Raw genomic sequence first — 13,882 nt, 5'->3', positions numbered from 1 at the left:
GTCTTCAAGTGACGTCTCGGAAAACAAGAGTCAACCGGTACAACAGATGGCAGGCACTTCCCTTGCGGCACGCTGGTTCCTCGCCGGAGCGATGGCTCTCGGCCCAGCTTTCAGCGCATTCGCCCAGGAAGAGGCCTTCAAGAATTTTCGCGCGCTGGACAGCACGGCGAAGATGCCCAAGCTCAACGCCTTCTCGGCTCTGCCGGGCGGCCCGCCCGGCGCCCTCTCGAGGGACGTGCAGTTCGACGCCAAGCTGACGTCCGACGGCCAGCCCATGCAGGAAGGCCTCACTTGGCGCGTCTTCAGCCCGATCGCTGGCGAAGATGGAAAATTGCCGCTGGTGGCCAGTTCCGAAGGCGGCTCCGCGTCGTTCCAGCTCGCCCCCGGCGACTATTTCGTCAACTGCGCCTTCGGCCGCGCCGGCGTTACCAAGAAACTGAAGGTCCCCGAAAGCGGAAACGTGCCGAAACAGACGCTGGTGCTCGATGCCGGCGGTTTCGTGCTGAATGCGGTCGCCGGCACCGACCAGCGCATTCCGCCCAAGGAACTGAGCTTTTCCGTCTATTCGGCCGATGTGCGCGACAACGGCGACCGGGCGCTGGTTATGTCGGACGTGAAGCCGAATACGGTCGTGCGGCTGAATGCCGGCACCTATCATGTCGTTTCGGAATATGGCGGCGTCAACGCGGTGGTGCGGGCCGATATCCAGGTGGAGGCCGGCAAGCTCACCCAGGCAGTGCTGCAGCATCGCGCGGCGCAGATCACCCTCAAGCTGGTCTCCCAGCCGGGCGGCGAAGCGATTGCGGATACGGCATGGTCCGTCCTGACCGCCGCCGGTGACATCGTCAACGAAAGCGTCAGCGCTTTCTCGACCATGGTGCTGTCAGAGGGCGAATATCTTGCTGTCGCCCGCAACAAGACCAAGATCTATCAGCGCTCGTTCACCGTCAAAGCCGGCCGCAATACCGAGGTCGAAGTGCTGATGCGCGAAACGCCCCAGGTCGCCGGCGCGGTTTCTAACGACCGGAACTAGCCAATTTCGGCGGGTCGCTTCAGACCGGCCAACGGCCTTTTTTCCACTGACATTGCCGTCTTCTGACAGCACCCGCGTTCACGGGCGCTGTCAGGGATTGGATCAGGCTGCTGCTTTCGCTGCTTTCGCGGCCTTCTTGGCTTCGAGACGGCGCAGCACATCCGGCGGCGTCGCCTCGAGGCTGAGCGAAGCAATCGCCTCGTCCAGCGTCATCGAGGTCTGGGCCTGCGAGCCGAGGCGGCGGATGTTGACCGAACGCTCCTCGGCCTCCTTCTTGCCGCAGACGATGATGACCGGCACCTTGGTGACCGAGTGCTCGCGGATCTTGTAGTTGATCTTCTCGTTGCGGAAATCGGTCTCGACGACCATGCCCGCATCACGAAGAGCTTCCGCGACCTCGCGGCCGTAATCGTCGGCGTCCGAGGTGATCGTCGCCACCACCACCTGCATCGGCGCGAACCAGAGCGGCATGTGGCCGGCAAAATTCTCGATCAGGATGCCGAGGAAACGCTCCATCGAACCGCAGATGGCGCGATGGATCATCACCGGCTGGGTCTTTTCCGAGTTCTGGTCGATATAGAAGGCGCCGAACCGTTCCGGCAGGTTGAAGTCGACCTGGGTCGTGCCGCACTGCCATTCGCGGCCGATCGCGTCCTTCAGCGTATACTCGAACTTCGGACCGTAGAACGCGCCCTCGCCCGGCAGGATGCCGGTCTTGATGCGGCCTTCCGACTGCGCCTCGATCGTCTTCAGCACATCGAGCATGACGGATTCGGCACGATCCCAAAGCGCGTCGGTGCCGACACGCTTGTCCGGCCGGGTCGACAGCTTGACCACGACTTCCTTGAAGCCGAAATCCTCGTAGACCGACAGGATCAGGTCGTTGATCCGCAGGCATTCGGCGGCCATCTGCTCGTCGGTGCAGAAGACGTGCGCGTCGTCCTGGGTGAAACCGCGCACGCGCATCAGCCCGTGCAGCGCGCCGGATGCCTCGTAGCGATGCACGAGACCAAATTCCGCAAGCCGAATAGGGAGTTCGCGGTAGGACTTCAAGCCATGCTTGAAGATCTGCACGTGTCCCGGGCAGTTCATCGGCTTCAGCGCAAAGACGCGGTTGTCCGCTTCCTTGTCTTCCGGATGCGTGAAGGCATAGGCAGACTTCACCGCGAACATGTTCTCCTGGTACCAGCCCCAGTGGCCCGACGTCTCCCAGAGCGAGGCATCGAGAACCTGCGGCGCGTTGACTTCCTCATAGGTGCCGGCAAGCCGGCGACGCATGTAGGCGGTCAGCGTCTGGAACATGCGCCAGCCCTTGCCGTGCCAGAACACCACGCCCGGGCCTTCTTCCTGGAAATGGAAGAGGTCCATTTCCCGGCCGAGTTTGCGGTGGTCGCGCTTTTCGGCTTCCGCCAGTACGTGAAGGTACTGGTCGAGCTCTTCCTGCGTCGCCCAGGCGGTGCCGTAGATGCGGGTCAGCATGGCGTTGTTCGAATCGCCGCGCCAATAGGCGCCGGCAACCTTCATCAGCTTGAAGGCCGTACCGATCTGGCCGGTCGAGGCCATATGCGGACCGCGGCAGAGGTCGAACCAGTCGCCTTGATAATAGATCTTGAGATCCTGGTCCTCCGGGATCGCATCGATCAGCTCGACCTTGTAGCCTTCGCCCTTGGCTGCGAAGACTTCGCGGGCCTTCTCGCGAGACCAGACCTGCTTGGTGAACGGTTTGTTGCGGCCGATGATTTCCTTCATCTTCGCCTCGATCTTCGGCAGATCGTCCGGCGTGAAAGGCGCGTTGCGGGCAAAATCGTAATAGAATCCGTTCTCGATCACCGGGCCGATGGTGACCTGCGTGCCGGGCCAAAGCTCCTGCACGGCCTCCGCCATCACGTGGGCGGCGTCGTGGCGGATAAGTTCCAGCGCTCGGGCGTCGGTGCGGGTGACGATCTCTATCTTTCCGTCGGTCACGGGCTCGGCAAGGTCCTGCACGGTGCCATTGATGGTGACGGCGACAGCCTTCTTGGCGAGCGACTTGGAAATGCTCTCGGCAACGTCACGGCCGGTCGTGCCGGCGTCGAAAACGCGGACGGAGCCATCGGGAAATGTAAGGGAAACGGATTGGGACATGTCTTTCTCCTGTCCAGTCCCGCCAACGAATGCGGGTGGTGTTGGAATAAATGGCGGTTCGCCTTTAGGCGCAGCCGGCGTGGCTGATAAATGCTTTTGGCGTTTTAGTAAAGGCGAGCGGCCGCTCAGCCGATCATTTCGGCAAGCCCGCCGACCGTGTTGGCATTGCGGATTGTGCCGATCCCGAGCTTCCTGGTGGTCATCGCCGACAGCAGCCGCGTCTCGCTCGCCTTGCCGCCGAAATCCACCCAGAGATTACCGTCGACGATGGAAATCTTCTCCTCGCCGCGATGGCGCTCGAGCAGGTCCAGGACGCTTTCGTCGAGCGGTTGTCGCATCACCCGCACGCCGACCTCGGAACCTTCTCCCGACGGAAAAGGATTGCCGGCCGCGAGCTTCAGCCAATCGGCACCGGTTCTTGCGATGATATCGATATGTTTGCCGAACCGCTTTTCGAAGGCGGTCTCCAGTCTCTGCTCGAGATCACTGATCGATGACCTGCGGGTTTCGAAGACGAGATTGCCGGTCGAAACCAGGGTCCGGCAATTCCGGTAGCCGAGATCCTCCGCCATGGCGCGCAGGTCGGCCATCACGACCCGCTTGCCGCCGCCGAGAACGATGCTGTGAAGCAGCGCGACATAGGTAATCATCGGATACTCATGGTTGCGATGCCGGTTTGACATGACGGCGCCAGTATCTCCACGGCGTCCACCAATGCTGCCGGGCTTCGAGCGTTTCCGGCACCGGATCGAGCCCGCCTGTGCCGCCCGGCCCGCAGCGCGCCACCCGAAACAGCGTCATCCATCCGCCGGGCCACAGCCCATGCCTCGCCACCGACTCGTAACCATATTCCGAGCAGGTCGGAATATGCCGGCAGGAATTGCCGATGAAGCCGGACAGCGTCAGCTGGTAGAGGCGGATCAGCCCCATGCCGAACAGCCGGCCGGGCGTCTTGGCGAAAGGTCCGGACCAGTTGCGGGACAAGCCGGGCTTGGGCTTGGAATGGTCATGCCCGCAGTCGGGAGCGTCGCACATCGGATCAGACGGTAGCCGCTTCGGACCGCTCGTTCGCCTCGATCTGGTCGATCGCATCGACGACCGCTTCGAAGGTCAGCATGGTGGAGGGATGACGGGCTCTGTAATCTTTGACCGGCTTCAGGTAGCGCATCTCCTCGAACCGGCCGTCCGGCCCCTCGCCGTCTTCCTTCAGCATGGCGAGCATGTCCTGGCGCGCCTTGCGGATTTCGGCAGTCGTTGCGCCGATCACATGCCGCGCCATGATCGAGGACGAGGCCTGGCCGAGCGCGCAGGCGCGGACCTCATGGGCGAAGTCCGTGACCCGGTCGCCGTCCATCTTCAAATGCACGCGCACCTTCGAGCCGCACAGCTTCGAGTGTTTCTCGGAACTGGCATCCGCATCGGGCAACACCCCCGCATGGGTGATGTTGGCGGCGAATTCGAGGATCTTGCTGTTATAGATGTCGTCCATCAAGGCTCGCTTTTGAAACCGCCGTCGCTCGTTGAACACTGCGTCACGTCCGGCGGGCTACCATAAAAGGGTTCCTGCCATTATATGTGATGTCCGGGCGAGATCATCAAGAAAGGATGTTTTCACGAAATCCTACCGAAAACGGAACAGGATATCTTGTAAAAATGTTCGCCGAAGGTCAGATATCGCCGGATTGCCCAAAAATCAGCCGCAGGTGCCCAGCGGCTGGTCAGTCCGTGAGTAACGCCAGTCGGATGCGGCCTTGAACCGCATCAGGAGACGATAGATGGATGCCATTGTGAAGAATTTCCCGGCTTCGAAAGAGAAGCAGGTCCGCCCCTCGCAGCAGGAAGCCGAAGAAGCGGTGCGTGTTCTGCTGCGCTGGGCAGGTGACGATCCGGCCCGCGAAGGCCTGCTCGATACCCCGAAGCGCGTCGCCGCCGCCTATCGCGAACTGTTTGCCGGTTACGAACAGTCGCCGGAAGACGTGCTCGGCCGCACTTTCGAGGAAGTCTCTGGCTATGACGATATCGTGCTGGTGCGCGACATCCCGTTCTTCTCCCATTGCGAACACCACATGCTGCCAATCATCGGCAAGGCACATGTCGCCTACCTGCCGAACGGCCGCGTCCTCGGGCTCTCGAAGATCGCCCGCGTCGTCGAAATCTTCGGCCGTCGCCTGCAGACCCAGGAAAACCTGACGGCGCAGATCGCCAATGCGATCGAGGAAACTTTAAAGCCGCGCGGCGTCGCCATAATGATCGAGGCCGAGCACCTGTGCATGGAAATGCGCGGCGTGCAGAAGCAGGGCTCGCACACGATGACGACGACATTTACCGGCGAGTTCAAGGCGAACGCCGCCGAACAGGCCCGTTTCTTTACGCTGGCCCGGAACCGCTAAGGCGTGGTTTCCGGGCGGAGTTTGCCGATGTCGCTTTCTTTCGACCAGCCTTCCGCCGACAAGACGGAACTCGAAGGCGCTGGCGCCTTCACCCCCCGCTTCGATCAGAACGGTCTCGTCACCGCCGTCGTCACCGATGTCCGTGACGGCGAGCTGCTGATGGTCGCGCATATGGATGCGCAGGCGCTGGCGCTGACCGTCGAGACCGGCATCGCCCATTATTACAGCCGCTCGCGTGCCAAGATCTGGAAGAAGGGCGAATCCTCCGGCAATCTCCAGACCGTTCATGAACTGCGCACCGACTGCGATCAGGACGCCGTCTGGCTCAAGGTCTCGGTCGCAGGACATGACGCCACATGCCACACGGGACGCCGCTCCTGTTTCTATCGGGTTGTCACCCAAAGTGATGGGCGGGCGGTTCTTGAAATCACCGACGATCAGCGTCATTTTGACCCGGGTGTCGTCTATTCGGATCAAGGAACCATTTAGGGATCTGCCCCGTTTTTTGGCAGGTCTCGACTGAATAAACGATTTTGAAACCTGTCGGTGCGTTAATCGACAGACCGGGGTTTGTTCAGCTGTGGAGGGTTTTTGTCGATGCTGAACTGGAGTTGGAACCGTCACGATCCGCTTGCGGCACCGGCCGAAGGCGGCGAAACGAAAGTTCTCGAACCGACCCCTCCTCCCACTATCGAAGCCCCCAAAAAAGCAAAGCTTGCCCTCGCCCTTGGCGGCGGCGCTGCGCGCGGTTGGGCTCATATCGGCGTCCTCAGGGCTCTCGACGAGGCCGGCATCGAAGTCGGCATGATCGCCGGCACCTCGATCGGCGCCCTGGTCGGCGGATGTTATCTTGCCGGCAAGCTCAACGAGCTTGAGAACTTCGCCCGCTCGCTCACCATGCGCCGCATCGCCGGCCTTCTTGATCTGACGATCGGCGGCGGTGGCCTTTTCGGCGGCATGCGGCTGACCAAGCGGATGCAGGAACATCTCGAGGGTCTGTCGATAGAGGGTCTCGACCGCCCGTTCGTTTCCGTGGCAACAGAACTTCACACCGGCCATGAAGTGTGGATCTCCAGCGGTTCGCTGATCACCGGGCTTCGCGCCTCCTACGCCCTGCCCGGCATTTTCGAACCGGTGAAATGCAACAACCGCACGCTGGTCGACGGCGCTCTCGTCAACCCGGTGCCGACCTCCGTCTGCCGCGCCTACGAACAGCCGCTCGTGGTCGCCGTCAACCTGAACTACGAGATTTTCGGTCGCTCGGCCGTCGTCAAGCACAATGCGAGCGTCCAGCCGATCGATGACGGCCGCAGGAAAGCCGATGACGTTCGCGTCGGCATGACCGGCACCATGGTGCAGGCCTTCAATATCATCCAGGAGCGCATTTCCCGGGCGCGTCTCGCAGGCGATCCGCCGGATCTGGCGCTGCATCCGCGGCTTGCCGATATCGGATTGTCCGAATTCCACCGCGCCGGCGAAGCGATCGACCGCGGCTATACGGAGACGATGGCGCAGATCTCGGCGCTGAAGCGCATGCAGGAAGTTTTCGCGCGCTGAGCGGGCGGCTGGCCTCGCCACGCATGTAAAAAGCCTCGCCTTTCGGCGAGGCTCGGCCAAATATCAGCCGGCGATATAGGCCTTGATGTGTTCGGCCTCCTGTTCGATCTCGCGGATGCGCGACTTCACCACGTCGCCGATCGAGATGATGCCGGCGAGCTTGCCGTCCTGCTCGACGGGCACGTGGCGGAAACGGCCGGAGCTCATCATCCCCATAAGTTCATCGACAGTCGTTTCGTCCTTGCAGCGCTGCACCGCAGTGGTCATCGCCGACTTGACCGGTTGATCGAGCACGGCAGCGCCCTTGCTGGCGACGGCGCGCACCAGATCGCGTTCCGTGAAGATGCCGGCGATGCGGCCTTCCATGCCGGTCACCACGACGGCACCGATCTTCTTGTCGTTGAGGATCCCGGCGACTTCGAGCAGCGTCTTGTCGGGACCGACGGTCACCACGTCACGCCCCTTTGCATCCAGCATGTTCTTGACGACTATTGCCATGGCTCTCTCCTCGCTACCAGTTCGGCTTGGACATCGTCCGTTCCCGAAAAGCAAAGCGCCCGGGTGGAGGAACCGTCCCTGCACGTATGCGGAAGTGTAGAGCGAGGCGGGAAAGAGATCAAGAAAGAGATCAAGGACGCGCGAGCGGCATGACGCGGCGTGGCAAAGGATCGAAAAAACCGAACAGGAGGAAGCCGAACAGGAAGCCGCCGATATGCGCATCCCAGGCGATCGGTCCCATATCCGCGCCGAACAGCGTCACCCCGAAGGCGATCAGCAGGTTGCCGGCGAACCACATGGCAGTGAAGATCACCACGGTGCGGTTGCGGAAGGAGCCGAGGATCGACTGACGCGGATAGAGATGGCCGTGGGTTCGATCATAGCCCCGACGTTCCGGGAAGGCGAAACGGCAGGCGGCCCCCATCAGCGCCGAGACGACCCCCGATGCGCCGATCAGCAGCGTCTCGTTGCCCCAGTTGAGCGCGGCATGGAAGAAAGCGGCGGCCACCGCCGAGAGGATCCAGAAGATCACGTAGCGCAGGGTGCCGATCCGTCGCACGACCGGCGCCCCGAAGGCCATCAGCCAAAGCGCGTTGAAGAGGATGTGTTCGATGCCGCCGTGCAGAAGCGAGTAGGTGACCGGCGTCCACGCCCATGCAAAGCCCTGCTCGCCGAGCGGATAGACGTAACGCAACGGCGAGAACGCCAGATTGACGACCATATAGGCGCGCGTATCCTCGTCCAGCAGATAGTCCTGCACGATGTAGATGACCGCAAGCAGAGCCAGCGTCACGACAAGGCTCCGCGGAAGATTGAAAATCGGCTGCGAGCGCTCTGCGCCCTCATCCGCCTCGGGCTGCTCGTTTGCCATATCCGGCCCGTCGTTCATGCCAGCCCCTTCCGTCTTCTCATTCCCCTGCCGAATGGCCGACAGCCATATAGGAGCGGCCGTTCAAAGGAAAGCGTACCGGGATCACAGTCGCGCCAGCGCATCGGCAGGTCATGGATCGTTAACCCTGACCCCTTTGCCGTGGCATGGATTTCGCTGCTGGAGAAGGACCAGCCGCGCATGAAGCGCGATCTGTCTCGAAATGTAACAGGTAAGATGAATGCGCAACCAGGCCAGCCGGGCGATCTTCGACTACTGGATCAATCTCAAGCACGACGGGGCAGTTCCCCTCAAGACCGAGATCGATCCAGCCGCCTTGCGTCATCTTCTCCCGCATCTTTTCATGGCTGCCCCGGACCCTGCCGGCACCCTGACATTCCGCCTGGCCGGTACCCGCATCTGCGAGCTGTTCGACCGTGAATTCCGGGGCCAGGCTTTTGCGGATGTCTGGCCGGAAACCGATCACCGGCAGCCGGTGGAAATCGCCCACAACGTCATCCACTCGCAACAGCCGGCGCTTCTGGACGTTCTTGCCTCGAATGGCCACATCCGCCATGCCTATGAAATGTTGCTTCTGCCAATCCGATCGGCGGAGACGACGGCGAGTGACCGCATTTTCGGCGCCCTGCTCCCCCGGCTCTCTCCCTATCCCGTAACGGCAACGCCGGCCGCGTTCCTGACGCTCGAGAACTGGACGTTCCTGACCGGCAGCGGTTCGCATTTCGGCGTACCGGTCACAGGTGATCGCGGGATTTTCCACAACACGCGAGGCCGGCTTCCGTCCGACCGTCCTCCCTCATGAGACGAATGCCGGTCGCGGCAGGCAGCAGCGCGCTGTCTTCCAAAACCTTCTGTTAACCGCGGCGCGCTAATACTCTTAACGATAGACTTAGAAGAGAAAAGCTTTCTCAAATGTATTCATTTCAGCCGGCTCATACTCCATCGACATCCAGTGTTCCCGCGCAGCGCTCCTTCCAGCGGGTGTCCGTCAATATTCCAGGACGGTTGATGCTGGCGACGCATGAGGAATTTCCCTGCAACGTCGTAGACATGTCGCCGGGCGACGTCAGCTTTGCTTGCGTCGGTCGCCCTCTCGTCGGCGAACGCGTGATTGCCTATCTCGATCATATCGGCCGGCTGGAAGGCATGGTCGTCAGCCTGTCGGACACCGGCTTCGTGATGTCGATCAACGCGACGGACCGCAAGCGCGAGAAACTGGCCGCCCAGTTGACCTGGATCGCCAACAAGCATGAACTCGGCCTGCCGGAAGATCGCCGCCATGATCGCCTGGCGCCGCGTATTACCCGCACGGAGATCACACTCGACGACGGTCGGCGTTATGCTTGCCGCATCGTGGACCTCTCGCTGTCCGGCGCGGCCGTCGATATCGATATCCGCCCGGCGCTTGGCACACCCGTCCGGCTCGGCAACATGCGCGGCCGCGTCGTGCGCCACTTCATGGAAGGCGTGGCGATCGAGTTCAATTCGGTCCAGTCGCGCGAAACGCTGACCGAATTCCTCTAAGAGCGTTCTTTATTTTAGCCATCCGGAAGCGTCCCGTTCGGGGCGCTTTTTTGTCGTGCACCTCTGCCAACCGTCCCATTTCGTTGCCGGACGGGGCGGAAAAATTCGGCGGCCTGTGCCGAAACGGGCTTTCTTTCAAAAAAATGTCCCCTTTCGGCACTTTTTTTGGGGCCGAGAATCGACCTTGGTGGGCCCGGTTTGACTGTGGTGCACCCTGACTCTGCCCTTTCCTCTCCTGCTCGGACACAACCAGCCGCCGCCATTTCCGGGTTCCCGACGCTTCGGCGGCTGCTCCTGACGTTCGCAAGAAGTGCTTGAGTTACAGTTGGATAGCGGGAAAACGGCAATGGCGGCCGTCGCCGATGGGGCGAATTTTATGAAAACCAATGACAAATTTGCCTCGAATTTTATGAAAGTTCGAGATGCATTTGAGCCATGTTTTAGGCGAATTGAATTCAAATAAGATATTGATTTTACTGCGAGATTTTCCAGTCTATCAAGCCCTGTCTGGCAGTGTTCTTCCCACAACGGGGAGACATAAAAATGAAGTACAGCAAGGGACTGGGCCTCGCCGCCATCACCGCCGTCGTCGCAATCTTTACCGCCGGAAGTTCGTTCGGCATGCCGACCGGCTCCGTGCGGGTTCTCGGGCAGGCCAATCCGCCGCTCGGCCATTATGAGTTTTGCAAGACCTATGTCAGCGAATGCGCCGCGACCTACAAGGACGCCGGCCCGCTGGCGCTGACCGAAGACAAGTGGCGTTCGCTTCTGGACGTCAACTACACGGTCAATTCCTCGATCACGCCGATGACCGATCAGGACATCTACGGCGTCGAAGAGCGCTGGGCCTATCCCCGCACCGTCGGCGATTGCGAAGACTTCGTGCTTCTGAAGCGGAAGATGCTGATCGCGAAGGGCTTTTCGCCGTCCGACCTGCTGATTACCGTCGTTCTGCAGCCGAATGGCGAAGGTCACGCGGTCCTGACGGTCCGCACCGATCGCGGCGACTTCGTGCTCGACAACATGCGCAACAAGGTCATGGTCTGGTCGGATACCGAATACACCTTCCTGAAGCGTCAGGCGAACGACGATCCGGCCCGCTGGGTCAAGCTGCAGGACGGTCGCGCCACCGCCGTCGGCTCGGTCGGCCAGTAATCCACCTGCCCTGCCGGTAAAAGCCGCGGCGATTCGAGCCGCGGCCAACGCGCGCGACTGTGCATCTGGAGGCGAGCGCTGAGGGGATCGCCGGATCCGCCACCATTCCGGACCCGGATCCATTTACGAAGCGTTAACCATAGCGATCCAGACTGCGGCCAAATCGCCTGGCCGCGTTTCCGTATCCCCGTTCTGTCCCATTCCGGCGCTGGCGAATTCCCTCTCGGTCGAGAACATGGAGCGCGTTATGGCAGGTTCAGCACAGAACCTCTCGGCTGGAGAAGAAGCACCGCTCCTGTCCAATCGCTTCGTCTATCGGCTGACTGTCGTCATCGCCGTCCTTGCTCTGTTGACGGCAGCGATCAGCATCAGTGGGCATTGGTTCGGCCAGCGTATCGCGCTTGCCGGCCATACCGACAGTATCGAAGAATTCCTGATCCGGATCGGCCAGGACAATCTCAAGCTTCCGGCCAACACGATTCGCTTCCGCGACCAGCGCCGGGCCGGTATCGCCGAACGCGTCGATCTCTATCTCACCTGGCCGGAACTCGAAGGCTATAGCGCAGGCGCGCGGTCGCGCTTCGATGATGTCGCGCAGTCTTCCTCGTTGATTTTCCTACAGTTATCCCAGAGCACCATGTCGCGCGACATGTCCGGGCGGCTGGAGCCGATATACTCAAAACTGTTCAACGGCGAGCCGCAGCAGGCGGCCTTCGGATTGACGTTTCACCGGCTGCGCGCCGACTCGGGCTATGGCAGCGAAATCGTCCTGACGGGGCGGGTCGCCGGCGCGCCGGATTACGTCGTGCGCTGCGTGCTGCCGGCCGCCGGCGAAAAGGCGACCGGCGGCGACTGCCAGAGGGATATCCACATCGGGCAGGACCTGACGATACTTTATCGCTTCTCCAGCGCGCTTTTGAAGGATTGGCAACATATTGATGCCGCAGTTCGCCTCTTTGTCGAAAACCGGCTGGCGAAATAAGCCACCACGGACGGGTCGGGTCCAAGCCCCAAGTTGATGTCTAAAATGCAGTATATCGAGGCAAGCTGCTGTTCATCATAAACCTCTTGGTAACGCTAATCTTCTAGATTGAGCGGTAACGGTCGTGGCGGGGGCGCGTCCGGATGTGTGACTAATGTGATGCAAGCGATGAGTGCGGCAGTGTCGAAAAAAATGATTTCTGCATCCCTTTCCAAGGGTGGTGCGACGGTCCCGGGGCGGTTCCTCGGTTTTCTCTTCACATTGACTGTGGCGATTTCGATGTTTTCGACGCCGGCATCTGCCGGTCCGAAATACGCCGGCATCGTCGTCGACGCCAAGACCGGCAAGGTTCTCTATTCCGAGGATCCGGACGGTCTGCGCTATCCCGCGTCGCTCACCAAGATGATGACGCTCTACCTCACCTTCGAAGCGCTTGAATCGGGCCGTATCAGCCTCGAGACGCAGGTTCCGGTTTCAGCGCACGCCGCTTCCGAGCCACCCTCCAAGCTCGGCGTTCGCGCCGGCGGTTCGGTCTCGGTCGATCAGGCCATCCGCGCACTCGTTACCCGCTCCGCCAACGACATCGCGACCGCTCTTGGGGAATTCGTCGGTGGCTCCGAAGATCGCTTCGCTTCCTTGATGACCAGCAAGGCGCGTGCGCTCGGCATGACCCGCACCACCTATCGCAATGCCAACGGCCTGCCGAACACCGCGCAGATGACGACGGCACGTGATCAGGCGCGTCTCGGCATGGCGTTGCGCCAGCATTTTCCGCAGTATTACGGTTACTTCTCGATCCGCAGCTTCAATTTCGGCAAGCAGACGATCGGTAATCACAATCGCCTCGTCGGCAACGTCAGGGGCGTCGATGGCATCAAGACCGGGTACACCCGCGCTGCCGGCAGCAACCTGGCGACCTCGGCTCAGCTCGATGGCCGCTCGATCGTCGCCGTCGTGCTCGGCGGCCGTTCCAGCGCCGCCCGTGACGCGACGATGCGCAAGCTGGTCGCCGATTATCTTCCGGAAGCTTCCCGCGGCGGCAACGGCAACCTGATTGCCCAGGCTGCTCCCGCTGCCCCGGTTGCGCCCGCTCCTTCAGCGCCGGTCCGGGCCGCTCCGGCCGTCGCCGCGACGCAGTCCGACGTGCGCCAGATGGCTGCCCTCGACCTGCCGCCGAGCGGCCCGCTGCCGGGCGCCCGTTACGCCGAACAGCAGGCTGCGGCATTCGCTCCTCCTGCCGCATCGGCCTATGCCGCTGAGCCGGAGCAGAAGAAGGTCATCACCCAGGCGATGAACTCGGCCATGGCAGGTGTTTCCGCCGTGCCGACGCCGGCTCCGGAATATATGCCGGCCCGCACCGAGGAAGTCGTGGCACACCGCAGCGGCCGGTCGACCGTCGACGACGTGACGACATCATCCACCAAGGTGTCCACCGTGTCCGCGAAGGCCACGCAGTCTGCGGCTTCAATGGCTTCCAACGGCTGGGTCATCCAGATCGGCGCCTCGCCGAACCAGAAGCAAGCTCAGGATCTCCTGCAAAATGCGCAGGATAAAGGCGGCAAGGTATTGCGTTCCGCCAAACCCTTCACTGTCGCCTTCAGCAATAATGGCGAACAGATCTACCGCGCCCGCTTCGGCGGCTTCGACGACCAGAAGACGGCCATCGATGCCTGCAATGTGTTGAAGAAGAAGGGCATCAGCTGCTGGGCGTCGCTTCAGTGAGCGTCGCC

15 protein-coding genes are annotated in these 13,882 nt (G+C 61.5%); 9 read left to right on the top strand and 6 right to left on the bottom strand.

Annotated features, from left to right (window positions below):
- Nucleotides 1-46: 46 nt before the first annotated feature.
- Nucleotides 47-1,033 (top strand): hypothetical protein, encoded by a 987-nt coding sequence (locus LZK81_RS11655; protein WP_046607024.1) that lies wholly within the window; start codon nucleotides 47-49, stop codon nucleotides 1,031-1,033.
- 102 nt (nucleotides 1,034-1,135) lie between these two features.
- Here LZK81_RS11655 and thrS read toward each other — a convergent pair whose 3' ends face one another.
- The 4 genes from thrS to LZK81_RS11635 form a co-directional block, all read right to left on the bottom strand.
- Complete coding sequence (gene thrS, locus LZK81_RS11650) at nucleotides 1,136-3,157, bottom strand: threonine--tRNA ligase (RefSeq protein WP_233956396.1); 2,022 nt, start codon at nucleotides 3,155-3,157, stop codon at nucleotides 1,136-1,138.
- 125 nt (nucleotides 3,158-3,282) lie between these two features.
- Complete coding sequence (locus tag LZK81_RS11645) at nucleotides 3,283-3,807, bottom strand: DUF1697 domain-containing protein (protein ID WP_233956395.1); 525 nt, start codon at nucleotides 3,805-3,807, stop codon at nucleotides 3,283-3,285.
- 7 nt (nucleotides 3,808-3,814) lie between these two features.
- Nucleotides 3,815-4,192, bottom strand: coding sequence for a membrane protein insertion efficiency factor YidD (gene yidD / locus LZK81_RS11640; protein ID WP_233956393.1), 378 nt, complete (start codon nucleotides 4,190-4,192; stop codon nucleotides 3,815-3,817).
- A gap of 4 nt (nucleotides 4,193-4,196) precedes the next feature.
- The gene (locus LZK81_RS11635) at nucleotides 4,197-4,646 is read right to left on the bottom strand and encodes an iron-sulfur cluster assembly scaffold protein (protein WP_233956391.1); all 450 of its coding nucleotides are present in this window, start codon (nucleotides 4,644-4,646) and stop codon (nucleotides 4,197-4,199) included.
- Between the two features lie 286 nt (nucleotides 4,647-4,932).
- Here LZK81_RS11635 and folE point away from each other — a divergent pair, with 286 nt between their 5' ends.
- The 3 genes from folE (at nucleotide 4,933) to LZK81_RS11620 (ending at nucleotide 7,104) form a co-directional block, all read left to right on the top strand.
- Nucleotides 4,933-5,547 carry a GTP cyclohydrolase I FolE gene (gene folE / locus LZK81_RS11630; RefSeq protein ID WP_007760073.1) on the top strand — a complete coding sequence of 205 codons (615 nt, stop codon included), beginning with the start codon at nucleotides 4,933-4,935 and terminating at the stop codon, nucleotides 5,545-5,547.
- 27 nt (nucleotides 5,548-5,574) lie between these two features.
- Entirely contained in the window at nucleotides 5,575-6,036 is a 462-nt protein-coding gene (gene hisI, locus LZK81_RS11625; protein WP_046607029.1) for a phosphoribosyl-AMP cyclohydrolase, read from the top strand.
- Nucleotides 6,037-6,144: 108 nt separating this feature from the next.
- Nucleotides 6,145-7,104 carry a patatin-like phospholipase family protein gene (locus tag LZK81_RS11620; protein ID WP_046607030.1) on the top strand — a complete coding sequence of 320 codons (960 nt, stop codon included), beginning with the start codon at nucleotides 6,145-6,147 and terminating at the stop codon, nucleotides 7,102-7,104.
- 63 nt (nucleotides 7,105-7,167) lie between these two features.
- Here LZK81_RS11620 and LZK81_RS11615 read toward each other — a convergent pair whose 3' ends face one another.
- Nucleotides 7,168-7,602 (bottom strand): CBS domain-containing protein, encoded by a 435-nt coding sequence (locus LZK81_RS11615; RefSeq protein WP_046607031.1) that lies wholly within the window; start codon nucleotides 7,600-7,602, stop codon nucleotides 7,168-7,170.
- A 130-nt stretch (nucleotides 7,603-7,732) separates the two neighbouring features.
- Nucleotides 7,733-8,491 (bottom strand): rhomboid family intramembrane serine protease, encoded by a 759-nt coding sequence (locus tag LZK81_RS11610; RefSeq protein WP_233956390.1) that lies wholly within the window; start codon nucleotides 8,489-8,491, stop codon nucleotides 7,733-7,735.
- A gap of 220 nt (nucleotides 8,492-8,711) precedes the next feature.
- On the opposite strand from LZK81_RS11610, the gene LZK81_RS11605 reads away from it, so the two are divergent.
- The 5 genes from LZK81_RS11605 (at nucleotide 8,712) to LZK81_RS11585 (ending at nucleotide 13,874) form a co-directional block, all read left to right on the top strand.
- Complete coding sequence (locus tag LZK81_RS11605; protein WP_233956389.1) at nucleotides 8,712-9,293, top strand: PAS domain-containing protein; 582 nt, start codon at nucleotides 8,712-8,714, stop codon at nucleotides 9,291-9,293.
- Between the two features lie 110 nt (nucleotides 9,294-9,403).
- Nucleotides 9,404-10,015, top strand: a complete 612-nt coding sequence (locus LZK81_RS11600; RefSeq protein WP_046607034.1) for a PilZ domain-containing protein — start codon at nucleotides 9,404-9,406, stop codon at nucleotides 10,013-10,015.
- A gap of 543 nt (nucleotides 10,016-10,558) precedes the next feature.
- On the top strand, nucleotides 10,559-11,170 hold the full coding sequence (locus tag LZK81_RS11595; protein ID WP_233956387.1) for a transglutaminase-like cysteine peptidase: 612 nt from the start codon (nucleotides 10,559-10,561) through the stop codon (nucleotides 11,168-11,170).
- Between the two features lie 247 nt (nucleotides 11,171-11,417).
- Entirely contained in the window at nucleotides 11,418-12,152 is a 735-nt protein-coding gene (locus LZK81_RS11590) for a hypothetical protein (RefSeq protein ID WP_046611364.1), read from the top strand.
- A 159-nt stretch (nucleotides 12,153-12,311) separates the two neighbouring features.
- Nucleotides 12,312-13,874, top strand: a complete 1,563-nt coding sequence (locus LZK81_RS11585; RefSeq protein WP_418936490.1) for a D-alanyl-D-alanine carboxypeptidase — start codon at nucleotides 12,312-12,314, stop codon at nucleotides 13,872-13,874.
- Nucleotides 13,875-13,882: the final 8 nt, after the last annotated feature.

The organism is Neorhizobium galegae, assembly GCF_021391675.1.
GTDB classification, from domain to species: domain Bacteria; phylum Pseudomonadota; class Alphaproteobacteria; order Rhizobiales; family Rhizobiaceae; genus Neorhizobium; species Neorhizobium galegae_B.
The sequence above is the reverse complement of the archived record's forward strand: the minus strand, read 5'-3'. Positions and strand labels throughout refer to the sequence as shown.

Bases quoted from the DNA above. Each gene is read 5' to 3' on its own strand.
- folE (WP_007760073.1), top strand. From the start codon at position 4,933: ATGGATGCCATTGTGAAGAATTTCCCGGCTTCGAAAGAGAAGCAGGTC.
- LZK81_RS11620 (WP_046607030.1), top strand. From the start codon at position 6,145: ATGCTGAACTGGAGTTGGAACCGTCACGATCCGCTTGCGGCACCGGCC.
- LZK81_RS11635 (WP_233956391.1), bottom strand. From the start codon at position 4,646: ATGGACGACATCTATAACAGCAAGATCCTCGAATTCGCCGCCAACATC.
- LZK81_RS11600 (WP_046607034.1), top strand. From the start codon at position 9,404: ATGTATTCATTTCAGCCGGCTCATACTCCATCGACATCCAGTGTTCCC.
- LZK81_RS11605 (WP_233956389.1), top strand. From the start codon at position 8,712: ATGCGCAACCAGGCCAGCCGGGCGATCTTCGACTACTGGATCAATCTC.
- thrS (WP_233956396.1), bottom strand. From the start codon at position 3,157: ATGTCCCAATCCGTTTCCCTTACATTTCCCGATGGCTCCGTCCGCGTT.
- LZK81_RS11585 (WP_418936490.1), top strand. From the start codon at position 12,312: ATGCAAGCGATGAGTGCGGCAGTGTCGAAAAAAATGATTTCTGCATCC.
- yidD (WP_233956393.1), bottom strand. From the start codon at position 4,192: ATGTGCGACGCTCCCGACTGCGGGCATGACCATTCCAAGCCCAAGCCC.
- LZK81_RS11610 (WP_233956390.1), bottom strand. From the start codon at position 8,491: ATGAACGACGGGCCGGATATGGCAAACGAGCAGCCCGAGGCGGATGAG.
- LZK81_RS11615 (WP_046607031.1), bottom strand. From the start codon at position 7,602: ATGGCAATAGTCGTCAAGAACATGCTGGATGCAAAGGGGCGTGACGTG.
- LZK81_RS11655 (WP_046607024.1), top strand. From the start codon at position 47: ATGGCAGGCACTTCCCTTGCGGCACGCTGGTTCCTCGCCGGAGCGATG.
- hisI (WP_046607029.1), top strand. From the start codon at position 5,575: ATGTCGCTTTCTTTCGACCAGCCTTCCGCCGACAAGACGGAACTCGAA.
- LZK81_RS11645 (WP_233956395.1), bottom strand. From the start codon at position 3,807: ATGATTACCTATGTCGCGCTGCTTCACAGCATCGTTCTCGGCGGCGGC.
- LZK81_RS11590 (WP_046611364.1), top strand. From the start codon at position 11,418: ATGGCAGGTTCAGCACAGAACCTCTCGGCTGGAGAAGAAGCACCGCTC.
- LZK81_RS11595 (WP_233956387.1), top strand. From the start codon at position 10,559: ATGAAGTACAGCAAGGGACTGGGCCTCGCCGCCATCACCGCCGTCGTC.